This is a genomic window from Xenorhabdus sp. NBAII XenSa04, assembly GCF_963866145.1.
In the GTDB taxonomy this organism is placed as follows: Bacteria; Pseudomonadota; Gammaproteobacteria; order Enterobacterales; family Enterobacteriaceae; genus Xenorhabdus; species Xenorhabdus indica.
Genome location: NZ_CAWMEB010000212.1, coordinates 43,627 through 66,297, shown reverse-complemented (window position 1 = coordinate 66,297; position 22,671 = coordinate 43,627). Strand labels below are relative to the sequence as shown.

The 22,671-nt window shown below is 41.5% G+C and carries 21 protein-coding genes and 1 other annotated feature; of the genes, 16 read left to right on the top strand and 5 right to left on the bottom strand.

What is annotated here, in order from left to right:
- Positions 1–90 precede the first annotated feature (90 nt).
- The 5 genes from AAC147_RS08745 to AAC147_RS08725 all read right to left on the bottom strand — a co-directional run bounded on the left by AAC147_RS08745 (position 91) and on the right by AAC147_RS08725 (position 4,652).
- Positions 91–954, bottom strand: coding sequence for a fructosamine kinase family protein (locus AAC147_RS08745; RefSeq protein ID WP_047680219.1), 864 nt, complete (start codon positions 952–954; stop codon positions 91–93).
- Between the two features lie 143 nt (positions 955–1,097).
- The gene (locus tag AAC147_RS08740; protein ID WP_047680217.1) at positions 1,098–1,973 is read right to left on the bottom strand and encodes a metal ABC transporter permease; all 876 of its coding nucleotides are present in this window, start codon (positions 1,971–1,973) and stop codon (positions 1,098–1,100) included.
- Positions 1,970–2,845, bottom strand: coding sequence for a metal ABC transporter permease (locus AAC147_RS08735; RefSeq protein ID WP_047680215.1), 876 nt, complete (start codon positions 2,843–2,845; stop codon positions 1,970–1,972). The genes AAC147_RS08740 and AAC147_RS08735 overlap by 4 nt, the downstream gene beginning before the upstream one ends.
- The gene (locus tag AAC147_RS08730; RefSeq protein WP_047680213.1) at positions 2,842–3,741 is read right to left on the bottom strand and encodes a manganese/iron ABC transporter ATP-binding protein; all 900 of its coding nucleotides are present in this window, start codon (positions 3,739–3,741) and stop codon (positions 2,842–2,844) included. Before AAC147_RS08730 ends, AAC147_RS08735 begins: the two co-directional genes overlap by 4 nt.
- On the bottom strand, positions 3,738–4,652 hold the full coding sequence (locus AAC147_RS08725; RefSeq protein ID WP_047680211.1) for a metal ABC transporter substrate-binding protein: 915 nt from the start codon (positions 4,650–4,652) through the stop codon (positions 3,738–3,740). Before AAC147_RS08725 ends, AAC147_RS08730 begins: the two co-directional genes overlap by 4 nt.
- Before the next feature lie 293 nt (positions 4,653–4,945).
- Between AAC147_RS08725 and AAC147_RS08720 the strand changes: the two genes are divergently transcribed.
- The 16 genes from AAC147_RS08720 to arnT all read left to right on the top strand — a co-directional run bounded on the left by AAC147_RS08720 (position 4,946) and on the right by arnT (position 22,670).
- Positions 4,946–5,620 carry a transglycosylase SLT domain-containing protein gene (locus AAC147_RS08720; protein WP_369793134.1) on the top strand — a complete coding sequence of 225 codons (675 nt, stop codon included), beginning with the start codon at positions 4,946–4,948 and terminating at the stop codon, positions 5,618–5,620.
- A 153-nt stretch (positions 5,621–5,773) separates the two neighbouring features.
- Positions 5,774–6,412, top strand: a complete 639-nt coding sequence (locus AAC147_RS08715; protein ID WP_047680207.1) for a hypothetical protein — start codon at positions 5,774–5,776, stop codon at positions 6,410–6,412.
- 304 nt (positions 6,413–6,716) lie between these two features.
- The gene (thrS, locus tag AAC147_RS08710) at positions 6,717–8,645 is read left to right on the top strand and encodes a threonine--tRNA ligase (RefSeq protein ID WP_047680206.1); all 1,929 of its coding nucleotides are present in this window, start codon (positions 6,717–6,719) and stop codon (positions 8,643–8,645) included.
- 3 nt (positions 8,646–8,648) lie between these two features.
- Positions 8,649–9,188, top strand: coding sequence for a translation initiation factor IF-3 (gene infC, locus AAC147_RS08705; RefSeq protein WP_072032493.1), 540 nt, complete (start codon positions 8,649–8,651; stop codon positions 9,186–9,188).
- A 92-nt stretch (positions 9,189–9,280) separates the two neighbouring features.
- Positions 9,281–9,478, top strand: a complete 198-nt coding sequence (rpmI, locus tag AAC147_RS08700) for a 50S ribosomal protein L35 (protein WP_006118955.1) — start codon at positions 9,281–9,283, stop codon at positions 9,476–9,478.
- A 42-nt stretch (positions 9,479–9,520) separates the two neighbouring features.
- Positions 9,521–9,877: a 50S ribosomal protein L20 gene (rplT, locus tag AAC147_RS08695; protein ID WP_010847342.1), complete on the top strand. Its 357-nt coding sequence runs from the start codon at positions 9,521–9,523 to the stop codon at positions 9,875–9,877.
- A gap of 118 nt (positions 9,878–9,995) precedes the next feature.
- Positions 9,996–10,120 (top strand) — a sequence feature (Phe leader region).
- 90 nt (positions 10,121–10,210) lie between these two features.
- Positions 10,211–11,194, top strand: a complete 984-nt coding sequence (gene pheS / locus AAC147_RS08690; protein WP_047680198.1) for a phenylalanine--tRNA ligase subunit alpha — start codon at positions 10,211–10,213, stop codon at positions 11,192–11,194.
- 14 nt (positions 11,195–11,208) lie between these two features.
- Complete coding sequence (gene pheT, locus AAC147_RS08685; RefSeq protein WP_047680196.1) at positions 11,209–13,596, top strand: phenylalanine--tRNA ligase subunit beta; 2,388 nt, start codon at positions 11,209–11,211, stop codon at positions 13,594–13,596.
- A 4-nt stretch (positions 13,597–13,600) separates the two neighbouring features.
- Entirely contained in the window at positions 13,601–13,897 is a 297-nt protein-coding gene (gene ihfA / locus AAC147_RS08680) for an integration host factor subunit alpha (RefSeq protein WP_038233943.1), read from the top strand.
- Positions 13,898–13,963: 66 nt separating this feature from the next.
- Positions 13,964–14,983, top strand: coding sequence for a vitamin B12 ABC transporter permease BtuC (btuC, locus tag AAC147_RS08675; protein WP_052189439.1), 1,020 nt, complete (start codon positions 13,964–13,966; stop codon positions 14,981–14,983).
- A 100-nt stretch (positions 14,984–15,083) separates the two neighbouring features.
- Positions 15,084–15,851, top strand: coding sequence for a vitamin B12 ABC transporter ATP-binding protein BtuD (gene btuD, locus AAC147_RS08670; RefSeq protein ID WP_047680194.1), 768 nt, complete (start codon positions 15,084–15,086; stop codon positions 15,849–15,851).
- Positions 15,852–15,982: 131 nt separating this feature from the next.
- A complete protein-coding gene (arnB, locus tag AAC147_RS08665; protein WP_047680191.1) occupies positions 15,983–17,128 on the top strand; it encodes a UDP-4-amino-4-deoxy-L-arabinose aminotransferase in 1,146 nt (381 codons plus the stop codon).
- Positions 17,125–18,108 carry an undecaprenyl-phosphate 4-deoxy-4-formamido-L-arabinose transferase gene (gene arnC, locus AAC147_RS08660; RefSeq protein WP_187649338.1) on the top strand — a complete coding sequence of 328 codons (984 nt, stop codon included), beginning with the start codon at positions 17,125–17,127 and terminating at the stop codon, positions 18,106–18,108. The genes arnB and arnC overlap by 4 nt, the downstream gene beginning before the upstream one ends.
- Complete coding sequence (gene arnA, locus AAC147_RS08655) at positions 18,105–20,108, top strand: bifunctional UDP-4-amino-4-deoxy-L-arabinose formyltransferase/UDP-glucuronic acid oxidase ArnA (protein WP_047680187.1); 2,004 nt, start codon at positions 18,105–18,107, stop codon at positions 20,106–20,108. The genes arnC and arnA overlap by 4 nt, the downstream gene beginning before the upstream one ends.
- A complete protein-coding gene (arnD, locus tag AAC147_RS08650; protein WP_047680185.1) occupies positions 20,108–21,001 on the top strand; it encodes a 4-deoxy-4-formamido-L-arabinose-phosphoundecaprenol deformylase in 894 nt (297 codons plus the stop codon). The genes arnA and arnD overlap by 1 nt, the downstream gene beginning before the upstream one ends.
- A 22-nt stretch (positions 21,002–21,023) precedes the next feature.
- On the top strand, positions 21,024–22,670 hold the full coding sequence (gene arnT / locus AAC147_RS08645; RefSeq protein WP_369793137.1) for a lipid IV(A) 4-amino-4-deoxy-L-arabinosyltransferase: 1,647 nt from the start codon (positions 21,024–21,026) through the stop codon (positions 22,668–22,670).
- The last annotated feature ends 1 nt before the right edge of the window (position 22,671 follow it).

Sequence of the window (22,671 nt, the reverse complement as noted above, 5' to 3'; positions counted from 1 at the left end):
ATAACTAAATAAAATCTAATTAATAACTTTAACCATTGGATTAGATTTGAAAAAATAAATTTTCCTTTATTCTGTAGATAGCCAGAATGATTATTCAGATAATATATTATCGATTATGGTTTGCGCAGCAATAAAATTATCGCCACCAAAAAGGTTACAGCGATTCAGTAAATAATAGAGTTGATAAAGTGGTTGTCGTTCAATAAAGCCTGACGGTAATGGCCAAACACTTTGATAACCGTCAAGAACTTGCAGAGGCAATTCAGGATAGAAAGGGAGCATAGCAAGGTCGCATTCACGATCTCCCCAATAACATGCAGGATCAAATGCTACGGCGCAATTGTTGTTTAATGATGCACAATTTGTTGGCCATAAATCACCATGCAATAGAGAGGGTTCAGGTTGATGAGAATGCAGTTTATCACTGATTTTTTGGACAATGGAATCGATATTCCCGAATACCATTCCCTTGTCTGTTGCAAGTTGTAATTGCCAGCCAATACGCTTTTCTGCGTAAAATTGATTCCAGCGTTTTTGCCACCCATTAGGCTGTATTGTAGTCCCAAGCATATTGTCAAAATCAAAACCGAATTTCGGTTGTTCATTCCATTGATGCAGTCTGGCAAGTTGTTGGCCGAAGCAATACGCGTTGTGAGCATCAAATGGTTTTATAGGAAGGTATTCCAGTATAAGAAAACTATGACTACGATCATGCCCAACACCGTAAACTTCAGGTATGCGTGTTGTTTTACTACGCGCTAATAATTCCAACTGTTCTGCCTCTGTTTTAAAAACAGTCAACATCTCTTTCGTGTTGGATTTAACAAAGATATGTTGTTCACCATACTCAATGGACCACGAGCGGTGAATGTCACCTCCTGATAACTCCGTTTGATGACGGATTTCTGCCTCACCAAAATGTTCACTTAATAGACGGCTAACAGTTTGCCACATGACTCACCTCATTAAGTTGACAATTACTATGCTCATATTACATACAGAACCAACGATTGAACAGATTAAAAAGGAATTTAAATGCCATTGACAGGGCTATATTTAAATCAGATATAGCCCTTTAATTTGATTTTATTGAAGACTCATAATGATGGAGAGAATATGTCCTTGGTCAACTTCCTATGTGTTTTCTTTCTAGCTAATTTTATTTGGTCATAAATAACGGCAAATGTGAAGAAAATAGCCTGAATGATAACAATGCATGGTCCTGTTTCACCATCAATATGGAAACTGATTATTGTGCCTAAAACACTTGATAAAACAGATGCTATTATGGCAACAATCAACATTCGATCAAAACTCCGGCAGAGAATAAAAGCAATAATGCCAGGGGAAATCAGCATAGCAATGACCAGAATAATACCAACAGCCTGTAATGAAGCGACAATGGTTAGAGCTAAAAGGGACAACAAGCCATAGTGGAGCAGTTTTACTGGCAGGCCAACCACTTTTGCTTGATTGGGGTCGAAGCAATAGAGCATGAAGTCTTTGCGTTTCAGCAGTACAACTGCCAGCGTGAATCCTGCAATGCAGAGTGTTTGGATCAATTCATTTTCGGTAATTCCGAGTATACTGCCAAACAGAATATGAGTCAGATGTTGTTCCGTATCTATACGGGTAAAAAGTACTAGACCAAATGCAAACATGCCAGAAAATACAACACCCATAACGGTATCTTCTTTGATCCTACTGTGCTCTTTCAGATATCCGGTGGCGAATGCACAGAATATTCCTGACAGGAAAGCGCCGATCGCAAGTGGTATACCTGCGACAAATGCCAGAACGATACCCGGTAAAACAGCGTGAGAGATGGCATCTCCCATCAATGACCAGCCTTTTAACACTAAATAACATGACAGTACTGCGCAGACTGTACCCACAACGATAGCCGCCAAAATAGCGCGTTGCATGAAATCATGCAGAAAGGGTTCCGTGATGAGTTCAATTAGTGTACTCATGGATGTCCTCCTTGAGTTAATGCTTGAGATTCTTTTCTGGCTCGTCTGCGGGAAGCTAACATGCCATGCTTAGGTGCAAAAAAGAAAGCCAATAAGAAAATCAGAGTTTGTATTGTGACAATCACACCACCGGTTGCACCATTGAGGAAATAGCTTATGTAAGCGCCTGCACAACTTGTTAGTGAGCCAATAGCAACTGAAATGATGAGTAGGTATTTAAAACGATCTGTCAGCAAATAGGCCGTTGCTCCGGGCGTGACTACCATAGCAATAACCAGAATGGCTCCTACTGTTTGTAAGGCAGCAACAGTACAGGCACTTAATAAGGTAAAGAAAATAATTTTCAGGCGTAGTGGTGATAAGCCAATAGATCGGGCATAGACTTCATCAAAGAAAACGACCAGCAGATCTTTCCAGAGCAGCATCAGGATCACGAAGGAGACGGCAATAATAATTTCTACTTGTAAAACATCTTCATCAGCAATACCCAGAATATTGCCGAGAATAATCGTCTGCACATTGACAGAAGTCGGGTTTAAAGAAACGATCAATAACCCGGCGGCAAAAAAAGTGGAAAAGATAAAACCAATCACTGCATCTTCACGTAATCGTGTGATGTGACGGACAAGTGTCATTGATAATGCTGCAAGCATACCGGTAAAAAAAGCGCCTCCAGCATAAGGTAAACCAAGAGCATATGCACCGGCAACGCCGGGTACAACAGAATGGGAGAGAGCATCACCCATCAACGACCAACCTTTCAACATTAAATAGGCTGATAAAAAAGCACAGACAGCACCGACAATAGCACTTACCCACATAGCCTTAACCATGTAGTTATAATTAAATGGTTGTAACAACAATTCCATCATGGCTGACTGTCCTTCTGTTTTTGATTTTGTCGTGGGGGGACATGATGGTCATGACCATAAAATACGGCGGCACGTTCGTCATCGGTAATGACAGTGAGGGAGCGTGGGTCGTCGTCATCATGGAGTTCGGGCCCAGAAAGATTGATATGGCGTAAGACACCGCCAAATGTCATTTCCAGATTCTTCTGAGTGAATGTTGTTTCAGTTGGGCCGCTGGCCAGGACTGTTCGATTAATCAAAATAACGTGGTCGCAAAATTCGGGAACACTACCGAGGTTATGTGTTGATACTAAGATTAAGTGCCCTTCATCACGTAAATCACGGAGTAAATCGATAATAGCGTTTTCTGTCTTAACATCTACTCCGGTAAAAGGTTCATCTAGTAGCAGAACCTTTCCTTCTTGAGCGAGTGCCCGTGCCAGAAATGCCCGTTTTTTCTGTCCGCCGGAAAGCTCACCAATTTGGCGGTCGCGTAGTTCAATCAGCCCGACACGCTCAAGTGAATTGTTCACGATTTGATGGTCGATTTTACTGGGCCTGCGTAGGAACCCCATTTTTCCATAGCGCCCCATCATCACAACATCCGAAACCAGAACCGGAAAATTCCAGTCAACATCTTCGGTTTGTGGAACGTATGCGATGATATTTTGTTTTAATGCTGTTTTAATGGATTGGGCATTGAGAGTCACTTTTCCTTGAGACGGTGTCACTAATCCCATAATGGTTTTAAACAATGTGGATTTTCCACTACCGTTCATACCGACTAAAGCACAAATCGTGCCGCCTTTAATATCAAAACAGGCATCGTAGATTGCGGTGTGCCCATTGTTGTAAGTAACAGTAGCGTTATTAACCAATAAATGTGGATGTTCAAATAGTGACGATGTGTTTCTCATTGATTAAATCCTTTTGCTATGGTGTCTACTGTTGTATTCAGTAGGTCAATATAAGTCGGCACTGGGCCTTTTGATGTAGAAAGAGAGTCAACGTAAAGCACTCCGCCATAATGAGCACCGGTCTCTTTACTGACTTGTTTTGCTGGCTTATCTGAAACAGTACTTTCACTGAAGATAACGGGGATATTATGTTTCATCATAGTATCAATGACACGGCGAACTTGCTGTGGTGTACCCTGGGCTTCAGCATTAATCGGCCATAAATAGACTTCTTTGAAACCATAATCCTGGGCGAGATAGCTAAAAGCGCCTTCACTGGTGACTAACCAACGCTTATTTTCGGGAATACGAGACAGGCGCTCTCTGAGTGGTGCATCCAGTTTAGCTATCTTATCGGTATAGATCTTTGCATTGCGATTGTAAGTGTCTGCATTAGCTGGATCGTGTTTGACTAAGACCTTGCGAATATTTTCAATGTAAATTAACGCATTATTCGGAGACATCCAGGCATGTGGGTTGGGATTTTGATTGTAAGGTCCTTCACGGATTGGAAGGGGTGTAATGCCTTCGGTAATGACGGCAACAGGAATATCCTGCATATTTTCGAAAAAGCGTTCAAACCAACGTTCAAGATTCAGGCCATTCCAGAGGATTAAATCTGCCCGTTTTGCTTTCATAATATCTTTTGGGGTGGGTTGATAATCGTGAATTTCTGCTCCCGGTTTTGTGATTGACTCTACAATCGCTGCATCTCCTGCGATATTTTGAGCCATATCTTGAATAATGGTAAATGTAGTAACGACCCTGAATTTTTTATCAGCATGGGCTTGCTGGCTGAATAGAAGGATCGAGAAGAGAGCAACGGCTATACTGAGTATCGGGAGTACAGAGAGCGAATATTTTTTGTTCATTAGTGTAATCCTTATTTTTTATGCCTGTAATTATTGATAATGATTATCAGTATCATCTTTGTAAAGTCAAGGCGACGTTGTCATATGGATGATAATTTTGCAGACTTTCCTGAATTTTCTTCCTGTTTTTAGAATTACTATGCGAACAAAAAAACAGCACTTTGTCTAGTGTTTTGAAGTTTATTGAATATAACTGCTTCAATTTATTTTGATGAGATATATAAAAATATTTTTATTTTATTTATAAAGTTATATATGCTTTATGAGGTTAATTTTAGTTCAGGAGAATTTTCGTGAGATTAAATTTTATTCATGTTCATATTTTTCTGGCAATATTGTTAACGGGATGTACCAGTCAGGAATCCCATCAAGTAAAGAATCATAGTCCATCGCCTAAAGGAATATTCAGTGGCAATAATGTTGCTTTGGGTTCTGGTAAATTGACAAGTCGAACCAGAACAACGCCATTTGATGGGTTTATTGAGCAAGCTGCAAAGCGTTATGGTGTGGATGAAACTTTGATCAAGGCAATTATCCAGGTGGAATCCGGTTTCCGTCCAGAAGTTATCAGTAGATCTAATGCGGTTGGATTGATGCAGATTAAGGCCTCTACAGCGGGGCGGGATGCCTATCGATTGAAAGGAAAATCGGGGCAACCGACGATGCGAGAGTTGAAAGATCCTGAAACTAATATTGATCTTGGCACTGCTTATATCAGTATTTTGAAAAAGCAGCACTTGGAAGGGATTATCCATCCTGAAACTTTATATTATGCGACAATAGTCGCCTATGTTAATGGTGCAGGGGCCTTATTGCGGACATTTGATTCCAATCGTACTCTGGCGATTAATAAAATTAACCGAATGACGCCGAACGAATTTTATCACTATGTTCAGAATAATCACCCTGCACCGCAAGCACCTCGTTATTTATGGAAAGTGAAGAATGCCTATCGCGCCCTAGAATAGTGTGATTTTTGGCATGTTTTGAGTCGTTTTTTTACATAGATATAGCTCCATGTCACCAGATTGAATGCTGTCAGTAAAAAATAACATGAAAGAGGAAAATTTGAATATGACGTTCATACTATAGTTATTTGATTAAACTATAATGGTGAATGTATGTTTGATGATTTACTTGATTGGTCAATAAGGAACTACTCTGCGATAGCATCAATATTATCTGCTTTGACTGCATTTCTTGGCGGAATTTGGGTAATGCTTAAAAATTTCTATAGCAGTTTAAATTTCTTGAGAAACAGGAGGCTCACAAACAATATTGATTATCTTGAAAAATATGATGAATATTTGAGTCAGGAAGATAAAAAATATATCAAAGACATTATTACCTCTGAGATTATGTTTAAAGTAACCAGGATTAAATCAAAGGAACTCAGACACTTGGTCATAAAGCTCGCTGCATTCGGTATTGAATCAGGTTATATATTCGATATTAGAAGATTGAAAAGATATGTGGTAGTGAATGCAGATCTTGCAAAGATAAAAATTGACGTTTCTTATGTGATAACTTATTGGATTGAGAAGTTAATGTCTATCATTATTTTTGCTTTAATGATTTTCATCGTTTTTAAAACCCTATATATTGATAATCAAAATATCTCCAGTTTGGAGTTTATAGCGATGATATGCCTTATTATCATCTTAGAATTGTTAGGCATTTGTTTTTTAACTTTGAGTATCTCTCCGAGACGTATAAAAAAAATAAATACGGAATTAGCTAAACATAAGTTGGATAATTAATGTTCAAGGGTTGAAATAGAGAAATCATAACAAAATTTGCTGCTTTATTTGGCGAAAAGAAATGTGTTAATAGAATGACAATACTTATGTTGTTCTTTTTATTTGTTGCTAAATGATATGGGTGATAACATCCCCTTCCGAGTTAAGGCGGTGTACATGAGTCGTTTGTAATTTTGTGTACTTAACTATGTACATAACTTGCATGGTGCAGCAAGTGCCCGCAATTAACGTATTGAACTTTAAGGTAAAATATTTCATACAAGTGACCTTTCGTGTGGGTCACCACTGTAGATAAGGATTTAAAATGCCTATAATTACTCTTCCTGACGGTAGTCAGCGTCAATTTGAGCATGCTGTCTCTGTGATGGATATTGCTCGCGATATCGGAGCTGGTTTGGCAAAAGCGTGTATTGCTGGTCGTGTTAATGGCGAATTGGTGGATGCATGTGAGTTAATTGAAACTGATTCCACTCTTGCTATCATCACCAGTAAAGATGAAGAAGGTTTGGAAATCATCCGTCATTCATGCGCTCATTTGTTAGGGCATGCCATTAAGCAACTGTGGCCGAATACAAAAATGGCCATTGGCCCTGTGATTGACAACGGTTTCTATTACGATATCGACTTGGATCGCTCTTTGACGCAGGAAGATATTGAGCTGCTTGAAAAACGCATGTTGGAACTTGCCAAGAAAGACTATGATGTTATCAAGAAAAGTGTCACTTGGCAGGAAGCTCGTGATACTTTTGCGGCTCGTAGTGAAGAGTATAAGATCCAGATTTTGGATGAAAACATCAGCCATGATGATCATCCAGGCCTGTATCATCATGAAGAATACGTGGATATGTGCCGCGGGCCTCACGTACCTAACATGCGTTTCTGTCATCATTTCAAATTGCAGAAAGTTGCAGGTGCATATTGGCGTGGCAACAGCGATAACAAAATGTTGCAACGTATTTATGGTACTGCCTGGGCGGATAAAAAACAGCTTAGCGCTTATTTGTTGCGTCTGGAAGAAGCTGCAAAACGTGATCATCGTAAGATTGGTAAGCAGCTTGATTTATATCATATGCAGGAAGAAGCGCCGGGTATGGCATTCTGGCATAATGATGGTTGGACTATTTTCCGTGAACTGGAAACTTTTGTTCGTGTCAAATTAAAAGAGTACCAATATCAGGAAGTCAAAGGCCCGTTCATGATGGACCGTATCCTGTGGGAAAAAACCGGGCACTGGGAAAACTATAAAGAAAATATGTTCACCACATCATCGGAAAGCCGTGAATACTGCGTAAAACCGATGAACTGCCCTGGCCACGTCCAAATTTTCAACCAGGGGTTAAAATCCTACCGTGATTTGCCTCTGCGTATGGCTGAGTTCGGTAGTTGCCATCGTAATGAGCCTTCAGGCGCATTACATGGTTTGATGCGTGTTCGTGGGTTTACTCAAGATGATGCCCATATTTTCTGTACTGAAGAGCAGATCCTGCAAGAAGTCAGTAACTGCATCAAAATGATTTATGATGTATACGCTACATTTGGTTTTGAGAAGATTGTTGTTAAGCTATCGACTCGCCCGGAAAAACGCATCGGTACTGAAAAACAGTGGGATGAAGCAGAAGCTGATCTTGCAGAAGCACTGAATATGAAGGGTATTGAGTTTGAATACCAGCCTGGTGAAGGTGCGTTTTATGGTCCTAAAATCGAATTTACTTTATATGATTGTTTGGATCGTGCGTGGCAATGTGGTACTGTGCAGCTTGATTTTTCACTGCCAGCGCGTTTGAGCGCGTCATATGTCGGTGAAAATAATGAACGTAAGGTTCCTGTAATGATCCACCGTGCTGTTCTTGGTTCCCTTGAACGATTCATCGGTATTCTGACAGAAGAGTATGCAGGGTTCTTCCCAACATGGCTGGCGCCTCAACAGGTGGTTGTTATGAATATTACGGATGGTCAGTCAGATTATGTACAGGAATTGGTTAAAAAACTTCAAGATGCAGGCATTCGTGCAAAAGCAGACTTGAGAAACGAGAAGATTGGCTTTAAAATTCGCGAACACACTCTGCGTCGAGTGCCTTATATGCTTGTCTGTGGTGATAAAGAGGTCGAGTCAGGAAAAGTTTCCGTTCGTACCCGCCGAGGTAAGGATTTAGGTAGCATAGATGTCAGCGAGTTTACAGAGAAATTGCTGGCAGAAATACGCAGTCGTAATCTTCGTCAATTGGAGGAATAAGGTATTAAAGGCGGAAAAAGAATTCAACCGGCGCGCCCAAATCGCATTAATGAAGAGATTCGCGCCTCTGAAGTTCGTTTAACTGGGTTAGATGGCGAACAGATTGGTATTGTCAGTCTGAGAGAAGCTCTTGAAAAAGCTGAGGAAGCTGGTGTTGATTTGGTGGAAATCAGCCCCAATGCCGAACCGCCGGTTTGTCGTGTCATGGATTACGGCAAGTTCCTCTATGAGAAGAGTAAGTCAATCAAAGAACAGAAAAAGAAACAAAAGGTTATTCAGGTCAAGGAAATTAAATTCCGTCCTGGTACAGATGAAGGCGACTATCAGGTCAAACTACGCAACCTGGTTCGTTTTCTGGAAGATGGCGATAAAGCCAAAATCACTCTGCGTTTCCGTGGACGTGAAATGGCGCATCAGCAGATTGGTATCGAAATGCTTAACCGTATTCGTGACGATTTGAGTGAACTGGCTGTAGTCGAATCCTTCCCATCGAAGATCGAAGGCCGCCAGATGATCATGGTGCTCGCTCCTAAGAAGAAATAGTCAGGCAGACAAGTAATAGGCTCTAACCATTTGGATGGAGTCTGTTCGCCTTACTAGTTCGTTGTAATTAACAATGCGAAGTGGATATTAAAATGCCAAAGATTAAAACAGTACGCGGCGCAGCTAAACGCTTTAAGAAAACTGCAAGCGGCGGTTTCAAGCGTAAGCACGCTAACCTTCGTCACATTCTGACTAAAAAATCAACTAAACGTAAACGTCATTTACGTCCAAAAGGCATGGTCTCCAAGGGTGATCTGGGCCTGGTTGTTGCTTGTCTGCCATACGCATAAGCAATTTTTTAGATTAGAACTCAGAGACGATAGGAGAAGTATATGGCTCGCGTAAAACGTGGTGTTATTGCCCGTGCACGTCACAAGAAAATTTTGAAACAAGCGAAAGGTTACTACGGTGCTCGTTCGCGCGTTTATCGTGTTGCTTTCCAGGCTGTTATCAAAGCTGGTCAGTATGCTTACCGTGACCGCCGTCAGCGTAAACGTCAATTCCGTCAACTGTGGATTGCTCGTATCAACGCTGCTGCACGTCAGAACGGCATGTCTTACAGCCGTTTCATCAACGGCCTGAAAAAGGCTTCGATTGAAATTGACCGTAAGATTCTGGCTGATATCGCTGTATTCGACAAAGTAGCATTTGCTGCTCTGGTTGAAAAAGCGAAGGGCGCTCTGGCATAAGTCAGGTTAAAAGAGGGAGCAACGCTCCCTCTTTTACTTTTTCAAAAATATGCTTACTATTACAAGTTTGCTAGTCAGACAAAATAGCCAGCTTAAAAAGGGTATAGGAGAGAGAATAAAAATGATGAAATTAGCCTTTTTTCGTTTCTTTTTTTACTTTAACACCTGAAATCAGGGGGCTTTGCGCGTAAGAAAAGAAACGAAAAACAGCGCTTGAGCCTCCAGTGTGGAGGCTTTTTTATTTCTATGACCTCATTAAGAGATATACAAATATTGATGAGGGTATAGTCGATAACAACTAAAAGGCCATCTGGCCGAAGGAAGAGGAAAACGATGTCACATCTTACTGAGCTGGTTGCAAAAGCAAAAGCAGCCGTAGAAGAAGCCCAGGATGTTGCCGCGTTGGATTTGGTGCGAGTTGAATACCTGGGAAAAAAAGGCCATTTAACTCTCCAGATGTCATCGCTGCGTGACTTGCCTGCCGAGGAACGTCCAGCAGCAGGGGCTGTTATTAATCAGGCAAAGCAAGAAGTCCAGGAAGCTTTGAATGTACGTAAGGCCAAATTGGAAGCGAATGTTTTGAATGCCCGTTTGGCAGCAGAGAAAATCGATGTTTCATTGCCTGGCCGTCGTATGGAAAATGGCGGATTACATCCTGTCACTCGCACGATTGAACGAATCGAAACTTTCTTTGGTGAGTTGGGCTTTTCTGTTGAATCAGGCCCGGAAATTGAAGATAGCTATTATAACTTTGATGCCCTGAATATTCCTTCGCATCATCCGGCTCGTGCTGATCATGATACTTTTTGGTTTGATGCAACGCGTTTGCTGCGCACACAAACCTCAGGGGTTCAGATCCGTACAATGAAAGATCGTCAGCCGCCGATCCGTATTATTGCCCCTGGCCGTGTATACCGAAATGATTATGATCAGACACACTCGCCAATGTTTCATCAGATAGAAGGGTTGATTATTGATAAAAATATCAGCTTCACCAATCTGAAAGGTACGCTACATGATTTTTTGAACAATTTCTTTGAAGAAAATATGCAAGTTCGTTTCCGTCCGTCTTATTTTCCATTTACTGAGCCATCCGCAGAAGTTGATGTGATGGGGAAAAATGGCAAATGGTTGGAAATATTAGGTTGTGGCATGGTGCATCCGAACGTATTACGTAATGTAGGTATTGATCCTGAAGTTTATTCTGGCTTTGCCTTTGGTATGGGAATGGAACGTTTGACTATGCTGCGTTACGGCGTTACCGATCTGCGTGCTTTCTTCGAAAATGATTTGCGCTTCCTTAAACAGTTTAAATAAGGCGGGAATATCTCATGAAATTCAGTGAACTCTGGTTACGCGAATGGGCGAACCCTGCCATCAGCAGTGAAGAATTATCTGATCAGATCACCATGGCAGGTTTGGAAGTTGATGGTGTTGAAAAAGTAGCAGGTCAATTCCACGGTGTTTTTGTTGGTGAAGTCGTTGAGTGTGCTCAGCATCCGAATGCGGATAAACTGCGCGTTACAAAAGTCAATGTAGGTGGCGATCGCTTGTTGGATATTGTCTGTGGTGCGCCAAATTGTCGTCAGGGGCTTCGTGTAGCTGTTGCTACTGTTGGTGCTGTACTACCGGGTGATTTCAGAATAAAAGCTGCCAAATTACGTGGTGAGCCATCGGAAGGTATGCTTTGTTCGTTTTCTGAACTGGGAATTGCCAGTGATCAGGACGGTATCATCGAACTGCCTGCGGATGCGCCAATTGGCACCGACTTACGTGATTACATGAAACTGGATGATAATGCGATTGAAATCAGCATTACACCTAACCGTGCTGATTGCTTGAGCATTCAGGGTGTTGCACGTGATGTTGCGGTTATCAATAAACTGTCAATGATTCAGCCAGAGATCGACTCTGTTAAACCGTCTACAGATGCAACATTCCCTATTCGTGTTGATGCACCAGAAGCTTGCCCACGTTATCTGGGACGAGTTATCAAGAATGTTAATGTTAAAGCAGTGACACCGTTATGGATGCGTGAGAAGCTGCGTCGTGGTGGCATTCGTTCTATTGATCCTGCTGTTGATGTGACTAATTATGTATTACTTGAATTGGGTCAACCATTGCACGCATTCGATTTAGAACGTCTAAACGGTTCAATTGTCGTGCGTATGGCAGAGCAGGGTGAAAAATTAACTCTGCTAGATGGTAATCAAGCGGAACTTTCTGCTGATACTCTCGTCATTGCTGATGAAAAGCAGGCACTTGCAATCGCAGGCATTTTTGGCGGCGAATATTCTGGAGTTAATGCTGAAACCCAGAATATTCTGCTGGAAAGTGCTTTCTTTGCACCATTAGCAATTACAGGTCGTGCCCGTCGTTATGGTCTGCATACAGATGCTTCCCATCGTTTTGAACGGGGCGTTGATCCACAGCTTCAATACAAAGCGATGGAATATGCGACTCAGTTATTGATTGCTATATGTGGTGGGGAAGCTGGCGAGATCATCGATGTTACCAGTGAGTCTCATCTGCCGAAGCCAGCAACTATCACTCTGACTCGCAGCAAATTGAATCGTTTGGTTGGCCATTATATCGCTGATGAACAAGTCACCGATATTCTGACACGTTTAGGCTGTCAGGTAACAGAACATAATGATAGTTGGGAAACAGTTGCACCAAGCTGGCGTTTCGATATGCAGGTTGAAGAAGATCTGATTGAAGAAGTTGCTCGTATTTATGGTTATAACAATATCCCTGATGTACCTGTACGTGCTGATTTGGTAATGATTTCACATCGTGAAGCGAACTTATCCCTGAAACGTGTAAAAACCATGTTGGTGGACAAAGGTTATCAGGAAGCCATTACCTATAGTTTTGTTGATCCTAAGATCCAGCAATATTTGCATCCACAGCAAGAAGCATTGCTCCTGCCAAATCCAATTTCGGCTGATATGTCTGCAATGCGTCTATCTTTGTTGACAGGATTATTGACTACTGTTGCGTATAATCAGAACCGTCAACAGAATAGAGTTCGATTATTTGAAACAGGTCTACGTTTTGTGCCTGATGAAAGCGCAGAATATGGAATCCGGCAGGAATTGATGCTTGGCGGTGTAATCGCCGGAAATCGTTTCGATGAACACTGGTCGATTGAAAAACAAGCAGTTGACTTCTTTGATCTGAAAGGTGATTTAGAATCCGTTTTAGAACTGACGGGTAAACTATCCGAGATTTCCTTTAAAGCAGAAGAACATCCTGCTTTGCATCCCGGACAAAGTGCCGGGATTTATCTGGGAAATAATTACATTGGTTATATTGGGGTTGTTCATCCAGAGCTGGAACGTAAACTTGACTTGAATGGCCGCACCGTGGTATTCGAATTGTTGTGGGCCAATCTTGCGGACCGCATAATTCCTGAAATGAAGGAAGTTTCTCGCTTCCCATCCAATCGCCGTGATATCGCGATAGTTGTGCCTGAAAATGTAGCCGCAGAAGATATTCTGGTTGAATGTAAGAAAGTTGGCATAAATCATATAGTTGGCATAAACTTATTTGACGTGTATTGTGGTAAAGGTGTCGCGGAAGGCTGTAAAAGCCTTGCTATTAGCTTAATCTTGCAGGATACCTCGCGTACACTGGAAGAAGAAGAGATTGCTGCGACCGTTAACAAATGCGTTGCTGCATTAGAACAGCGATTCCAAGCATCCTTGAGGGACTGAACTTATGGCGCTTACTAAAGCTGAAATGTCAGAAAATCTGTTTGAAAAACTGGGTATTAGCAAACGTGACGCTAAAGATCTAGTGGAAATGTTCTTTGAAGAAGTGCGTCGTTCTTTGGAGAATGGGGAGCAGGTTAAGTTATCTGGATTTGGCAACTTTGATTTGAGAGATAAAAATCAACGTCCAGGTCGTAACCCGAAGACTGGCGAGGATATTCCAATTACTGCTCGCCGAGTTGTCACTTTTCGCCCGGGGCAGAAGTTGAAAAATCGGGTAGAAAAAGCCTTACCAAAAGAATAATGCATAAAAAGACCGCCTTTAAGCGGTCTTTTTTCTTATTTTCCATTCTGAATAATTTTACTCTTCATGTTACCTACATACTCCTTATCGACACTTTCTGTCTCTGAATTAATCACGCGCCAGAGAAAACGTGATTATCGGATGATGGCCCTTTTATTCGCGTTGTCAATTGGGCTGTTTATTTTATCACTGTGCGCAGGGGAAATATGGTTTTGGCCCAATCAATGGCTGTCTGATCCTGCACGGCTTTTTATTTGGCAATTAAGATTGCCCAGAGCACTGGCGGTGTTTGCCGTTGGTGCAAGTTTGGCAGCGTCTGGTGCAGTTATGCAGGCGTTATTTGAAAATCCATTGGCTGAACCCGGACTATTGGGAATTAGTAATGGTGCGGGAGTAGTGGTTGTTTTTTTGATCCTTGTCTTTCATGGTATTGCTCCATTATGGATATTAAGTACCGGTGCAGTTTTAGGGGCACTACTGATGACCGCGATTTTATTGACTTTCTCTAAAAGGCACCGGGTGACTAATGCACGCTTATTATTAATTGGCGTAGCTTTCGGTGTTGTATTCGGGGCCATGATGACATGGATGGTTTATTTCAGCACCAGTCTGGACTTGCGCCAATTGATGTACTGGATGATGGGGAGTTTTAGCGGTATTGATTGGCGACAAATATGGCTGGTGATCGCACTGCTCCCTATTATTTTCTGGTTAAGTGGAACCGGGAAGATACTTAATTATCTCTCCCTGGGGGAATTGCAGGCGCAACAATTGGGAATATCTCATAATAAATGGCGTAATTTATTTGTATCGGCTGTGGGATTATTGGTTGGTTTAAGTGTTGCTCTTGCTGGAACGATCAGTTTTATCGGTTTGGTGCTTCCCCATATTTTGAGGCTGATTGGCCTTACGGATCATAAAACTTTACTTCCAACCTGTACATTGGCGGGAGGGAGTTGCTTGCTGTTGGCAGATTTAATTTCTCGTTTGTCTTTATCCCATGCTGAAGTACCGATCGGTGTTGTTACAGTAACGTTAGGAGCTCCCGTTTTTATCTGGTTGTTATTAAAAACACCCCAAGCATAGCTACACCTAGTCATACACATTGAGCATTAATAAGTGGCCTAATAGTTTACGGAAAAGCACGAAGAGAATAACAAAGAAATAAAAGAGTAGGGAAGATAGCATGACTCATCAACCATTTTTAGTATTGGATAATATCACGGTTAGTAACAGGCTGGCATCACTATCTGTATCAGTAAAAGCTGGCGAGAAAGTTCACTTAGTTGGGTTGAACGGCTCAGGAAAAAGCACTTTGCTTGCAGCAATTGCCGGAGTTTTACCTTACGGTGGCAATATTTATATCAATGGCAAAGAATTGCGTGATTATCGACAAAGTGAATTAGCGCAATGTCGGGCATGGTTCTCTCAATCCGCTTCAGCCCCGGTTATGCCTGTTTTTCAATATTTGGATATGTACCGCCCTGAGTTAGCACAATTGTCTGAAGGAGAAGAGGTGTTATATGAACTTTGTCGGCAACTGAAATTGACTACATTACTGTCTTCAACAATTGGGCAATTATCGGGAGGAGAATGGCAACGAGTCAGGTTAGCAGGTGCTTTTTTGCAGGTATGGCCTGAATTGAATCCGGCTGGAAAATTATTACTTCTGGATGAACCAACTAATAACCTTGATATCACCCAACAAGCTATTTTAGATAAGTTAATTAACCAATTTTGTATATTAGGTGGTTCTGTTTTATTGAGTAGCCACGATATTAATCATACTTACGAACAAGCTAGTAATGTATGGTTACTTTTACATGGTAAATTATTTATGTCGGGTATCCCACAAGATATTATGAATGAAATAAATTTATCTGAAATTTTTGAAATAAACATTAGACATATCCAAAATAATAGCTATAAATTATGGAGGGTCAATCATGATTAATTTTCATAAATACAATCACTTCAATTGATTATTTTTCTTTAATTTATTGATTGCCCTGATTTTATTCGCTTGTTATTATTTTTTAATGGATATTTTTTATCATAAAATAAATCAGGCTACACAAGGCGATTATGGATAATTCTTTACCATTCTCTCGTCCATCAATTGGAAATGAAGAGATAGAAGCAGTAGAAAAAGTTTTACGTTCAGGTTGGATTACAACAGGGCCACAAAACCAACAGTTAGAACAGGATTTTGTTCGCATGTTTGGTTGCAGGCATGCGATAGCTTTGAATTCTGCTACGGCGGGGATGCATTTAGCCTTGTTGTCGTTAGGTATTGGATCTGGTGATGAAGTAATAACGCCTTCCCAAACCTGGGTTTCTACTATCAATATGATTTGCCTGTTAGGTGCAGAGCCAATTATGGTCGATGTGGATCGTGATACTCTGATGGTTGATGCCAAAACGATTAAACAGGCTATTACGCCGAAAACTAAAGCAATTATTCCTGTCCACTACGCAGGTGCGCCCTGTGATCTTGATGCCCTGCGTACGGTTGCAAAAGAAGCTAATATCCCTTTGATTGAAGATGCCGCTCATGCAGTGGGAACCCGCTATAAGAATGAATGGGTCGGTGAACGAGGAACGGCTATTTTTTCTTTCCACGCCATCAAAAATATGACATGTGCGGAAGGCGGCATGTTGGTTACAGATAGTGATGAACTTGCGCAGCGAGTTCGTTGTTTGAAATTTCATGGGTTGGCTGTTGATGCCTTTGATCGGCAAGTCCAGGGCAGGAAACCTCAGGCAGAAGTTATTGAACCGGGCTTCAAATATAACTTATCAGATATTCATGCGGCAGTGGCGGTTGTCCAGCTCAATAAATTGGCATCCATGAATGCCCGCCGCCGGGAGCTGGTAGTACGATATTCTTCTGCTCTTAAAGATACCCCTTTACAGATGTTGAGTGTGCCTGAATATGAACATCGACACTCTCATCATTTATTCATGGTACGTGTTGATCAAAGTACTTGCGGTATTGACCGCGATACTTTCATGACGCGCTTAAAAGAACGCAATATCGGCACAGGATTACATTTCAGAGCAGCGCATACACAAAAATATTATCGGGAACGTTATCCAGCACTGTCTCTGCCAGAATCTGAGTGGAATTCGGCAACACTTTGTTCGTTACCCCTTTTCCCGGATATGAACAATGATGATGTAGATCGTGTCGTGAATGCAGTGTTGGAAATTCTTGCGGAGTGCAGATAGTGGTGTTTGAAAAAATAAAAAAAGTTTCGGTTGTTATTCCGGTTTATAACGAAGAAGAAAGTTTGCCCCAATTATTGGAAAGAACGATATCTGCATGTCAACAACTTGAGCAAAAATACGAATTAATTTTAGTGGATGATGGTAGCCGCGACAGCTCCGCCGACATTTTAACTCAAGCGGCTAAAGATCCTAAAAATTATGTCATTGCAATTTTGCTGAACCGTAATTATGGGCAGCACTCTGCAATTATGGCAGGATTTCATCAGGCCGATGGTGATCTTATTATCACCCTTGATGCAGATTTACAAAATCCACCGGAAGAGATCCCCCGTTTAGTGAAAACAGCCGAAGAGGGATATGATGTTGTCGGTACACGCCGTGCCAATCGTCAGGATTCTTGGTTCCGTAAGACCGCTTCTAAGCTCATTAATGCAATGATCACAAAAGCAACGGGGCGTTCAATGGGGGATTATGGTTGTATGTTACGGGCATATCGCCGCCATATTGTGCGAGCGATGTTACAGTGTCATGAACGCAGCACATTCATTCCCATTCTGGCTAACACATTCGCCCGCAAAACAATCGAAATTGATGTAGCTCATGCAGAGCGTGAGTTCGGTGATTCTAAGTACAGCTTTATGAAGCTGATAAACCTGATGTACGACCTGTTAACTTGTCTGACAACAGCACCGTTACGGTTATTGAGTGTTGTGGGAAGCATTATTGCTGTGACGGGTTTCCTGTTGGCCGTATTGCTGATCGCTTTGCGCCTTATCTTTGGTTCTATCTGGGCTGCTGAGGGCGTGTTTACTTTATTTGCCATCCTCTTCATGTTTATTGGTGCACAGTTTGTTGCGATGGGGTTACTCGGAGAATATATCGGCCGGATATATAACGATGTTCGTGCACGTCCACGCTATTTTATTCAAAAAGTGGTTGGAGCTAAAAATCCAACAGTAATTAAGGAAGAAAAAAAATGAAAGCCGTTATTTTTGCCTATCATGATATTGGTTGTGTCGGGCTTAATGCATTAGTGAGAGCGGGTTTTGATATCCAGGCTGTTTTTACACATGTCGATGATCCGAATGAAAATAATTTTTTCTCTTCTGTGGCACATATTGGTGCTGATATAGGCTTACCTGTCTTTGCTCCAGAGAATGTGAATCATCCACTCTGGATTGAACGTATTAGTGAAATGCAGCCGGATGTTATTTTCTCATTTTATTATCGCGATCTGCTCAGTCAGGATATTTTATCACTGGCAACAAAAGGAGCATTTAACTTACATGGTTCATTATTACCTAAATATCGTGGTCGTGCTCCTGTTAATTGGGCGATATTAAATGGTGAGACAGAAACAGGTGTAACACTGCATAAAATGGTAGCTAAGGCAGATGCCGGAAATATTGTTGCTCAACAGGCAGTACAAATTGAGAAAACAGACACGTCATTGGATATTCATGGCAAAATTCGTGAAGCCGCAGTTGAGCTATTGAATAATATTCTGCCTCAGATAAAGGCGAATAATTACCCCTCTATTCCGCAGGATGAAAATCAGGCAACTTACTTTGGTCGCAGGACAGCAGAGGATGGGGAAATTTTCTGGCATAAGTCTGCCGAAGAGATTAATAACCTCGTCCGGGCGGTAACAGAACCCTATCCAGGCGCATTTACTTTCCTTGGTGAGCGTAAAATTACTATTTGGCGTTCACTCCCAATTAATAAAGCCCATGATAAACAGGCAGGAACTGTGCTTTCTGCGGATCCACTGATTATTGCGTGCGGAAAAGGGGCATTAGAGATTGTCAGTGGACAGAGTGAGTCCGGTATTTATGTACAGGGTAGCCGACTTGCTTTGGAAATGGGGATTGTGACAGGCATTCGGTTTGGGCCAAAAGACACAACACAAATCAGCCGCCGTAAACGTGTTTTGATCCTGGGGGTTAACGGATTTATCGGCAATCATCTGACAGAACGTCTGTTGAACGATGGTAATTATGATATCTATGGAATGGATATTGGCTCTTCTGCTATTGAGCGTTTTATTGGTAATCCGAATTTTCATTTTATTGAAGGGGATGTCAGCATTCACACCGAATGGATCGAATACCACATTAAAAAATGCGATGTTGTGCTGCCATTAGTGGCGATAGCTACACCTATCGAATATACCCGTAATCCGTTGCGTGTTTTTGAATTAGATTTTGAAGAAAACCTGAAAATTGTTCGCTATTGCGTGAAATACAATAAACGGATTATTTTCCCGTCCACTTCTGAAGTTTATGGCATGTGTGACGACAAGGAATTCGATGAGGATACTTCTCGTTTAATTGTGGGACCCATCAACAAACAGCGTTGGATCTATTCAGTTTCTAAGCAATTGCTTGATCGTGTTATTTGGGCATACGGCGAAAAAGAGGGTTTGAAATTTACTTTGTTCCGACCATTTAACTGGATGGGGCCAAGGTTAGACAATTTGAACTCAGCCCGTATTGGTAGTTCAAGAGCAATTACTCAATTAATTTTAAATCTGGTGGAAGGTTCCCCTATTAAGTTGGTTGACGGGGGAGAGCAAAAGCGCTGTTTCACTGATATTCATGATGGAATTGAAGCGTTATTCAGAATTATCGAGAACCAAAATGGTTTGTGTGACGGCCAGATTATCAATATTGGTAATCCGACGAATGAGGCCAGTATCCGTCAATTAGCTGAAATATTGCTGAATAGCTTTGAAAAACATGAACTACGAGAATATTTTCCTCCGTTTGCTGGATTCAAGAAAATCGAAAGCAGTAGTTATTATGGTCAGGGGTATCAGGATGTTGAACACCGTAAGCCTAGCATTAAAAACGCGGAACATCTGTTGGGATGGAAACCCACGATCAATATGGAACAAACCATTGATGAAACATTGGATTTCTTCTTGCGTGATGCGGTGAAAGAGCTAAAAAGGAAGAAAGAATATGCAGGGAATATATGATGAAAAAAGTTGGCTTAAGAATTGATGTAGATACTTACCAGGGCACCAGGGAAGGTGTGCCGCAATTACTTAAGATTTTACGGCGTCATCATATTCAGGCTAGTTTCTTTTTCAGCGTTGGTCCAGACAATATGGGACGCCATTTGTGGCGCCTGCTAAGGCCTAAATTTCTGTGGAAAATGTTGAGATCAAATGCAGTATCTCTTTATGGTCTGAATATTCTATTAGCTGGCACAGCCTGGCCGGGAAAGAAAATTGCAAAAGATTTAGGTTATTTGATGAAAAAAACCCTGGATGCAGGCCATGAAGTTGGTCTGCATGCGTGGGATCATCAGGGTTGGCAGGCAAAAGCAGGGCATTGGGCAGAATCAGAACTGGCAGAACAGATACAACTTGGCATTGATGCCCTGGAAAAAGCGACAGGACACTCTGTGACATGCTCTGCCGTGGCTGGCTGGCGGGCAGATGAACGTGTACTGGCAGTCAAGCAGCAATTTGGTTTTGACTACAACAGTGATTGTCGGGGAACACATCCATTCAGGCCATTGTTGCCGGACGGTAGCTTAGGTTCTGTTCAAATTCCTGTGACATTGCCGACCTATGATGAAGTTGTCGGAACGCAGGTCAGTGATGCGGATTTTAACCACTTTATTCTTGATGCAATCAAAAATGCTCAAGGTGTTCCTGTTTATACCATTCATACAGAAGTTGAAGGAATGTCCAAAGCACCGCAGTTTAACGCACTGCTGGATATGCTCCACCAGCAAGATATTCAGTTTTGCAAGTTATGTGATTTATTACCAGAAAATAGGGATACACTGCCTGTTGGGAGAATTATCCGTTCAGATTTTTCTGGTCGTGAAGGCTGGTTAGGTTGCCAACAAGAGGTATAAAACAAATATGTCAGATACTTGGATGAAGAGAGCCGGGGGCATTCTTATGGCTCTTTTTTTTATCTTTACTTACCTGATCCCTCTGAATAGCCGTCTTTTGTGGCAACCAGACGAAACACGATATGCTGAAATCAGCCGGGAAATGTTACAACGTGGAGATTGGATAGTTCCTTATTTTTTGGATATCCGTTATTTTGAAAAACCAGTGGCTGGATATTGGATAAATAACATTAGCCAGTGGATCTTTGGAAATAATAATTTTGCGGTGCGTTTTGGTGCTGTATTCAGCATCATAATGAGTGCATTTCTTCTTTATCGGTTAGCTATGATGATGTGGCAATCTCGCCAGACTGCATTTATTGCTAGCCTGATTTATATCTCCATGTTTATCGTTTTTTCTGTTGGTACATATAGTGTTCTTGATCCCATGTTTTCACTGTGGATCACGGCAGGAATAGTAAGCTGTTATTGGGCACTAAAGGCCAGTAGTCGCCGTGAACAGATTTGGGCCTGGTCTGTACTGGGTATAACCTGTGGCATGGCGTTTTTGACAAAAGGTTTTCTGGCATTGGCTCTGCCGGTAATATCCATGATACCGATCACGATATACCAGAAACGTTTTCTGGAAATGGTTCGTTTTGGCCCGCTTGCAATTATTTCTGCTGTTTTAGTCAGTTTGCCGTGGGTGCTCGCAATTGCTTTGCGAGAGCCTGATTATTGGCGTTATTTTTTCTGGGTAGAGCATATACAGCGTTTTGCTTCTGATCATGCGCAGCATTCCGCCCCATTTTGGTATTACCTGCCGATATTGATTTTAGGTGTTATTCCGTGGCTAGGATTATTTCCCGGCGCTTTGCTCAAAAGCTGGCAAGAGAAAAAAAATCATCCTGAGATGTTCTTCCTGTTTTGCTGGTTTTTTGTCCCATTGCTATTTTTTAGCATTTCTAAAGGAAAACTGCCAACTTACATTCTGCCATTTATTGGGCCTTTAGCATTAATGATGGCAAAGTATGCTGTTGATAACATGAAGAATGGCAATATGAAGGCATTAAAACTCAATGGATTGATTAATGTTTTCATTGGATTGATAGCAATACTGGCGCTTGTATTTCTGGAAATTGTTTCTAATCGTCCTCTTTACCAATCCAATGAATGGTTTAAGTGGATGGCAGGGATTTTCACTTTTGGGTTTTGGGGGATAGTGGGTTATTTCTGTTTTATACGCAATGGTAAACATTGGCAGTGGGCTGCCGCTTGTTCAATTGTCCTGAGTTTATCAATAGGTAACGCATTACCAGATAAGACAATTAATTCTAAGTTGCCGCAGAATTTTATCAGGCAAAATGAAAAAGAGCTGACTGAAAGTAAATATATTTTATCTGAATCAGTTGGATTAGGAGCCGCAGTTGCGTGGGAATTGAAACGCAGTGATATTTACTTATTTCAAAACAAGGGTGAATTGGAATATGGATTGGATTATCCAGATAGCCGCAATCGGTATATAACACAAGAACAATTTCCCTCATGGTTGGCCAGTGCGCGGAAAGAGGGACAGGTTGCAGTGGTTTTCTTACTACCTACAGGAGGGATGCTGCCTGAGTTGCCTGAACCTGATTTGATACAGCGTAACTATCGTTTTGTCCTTGTGATTTATAAGAAGCAGCCATGAT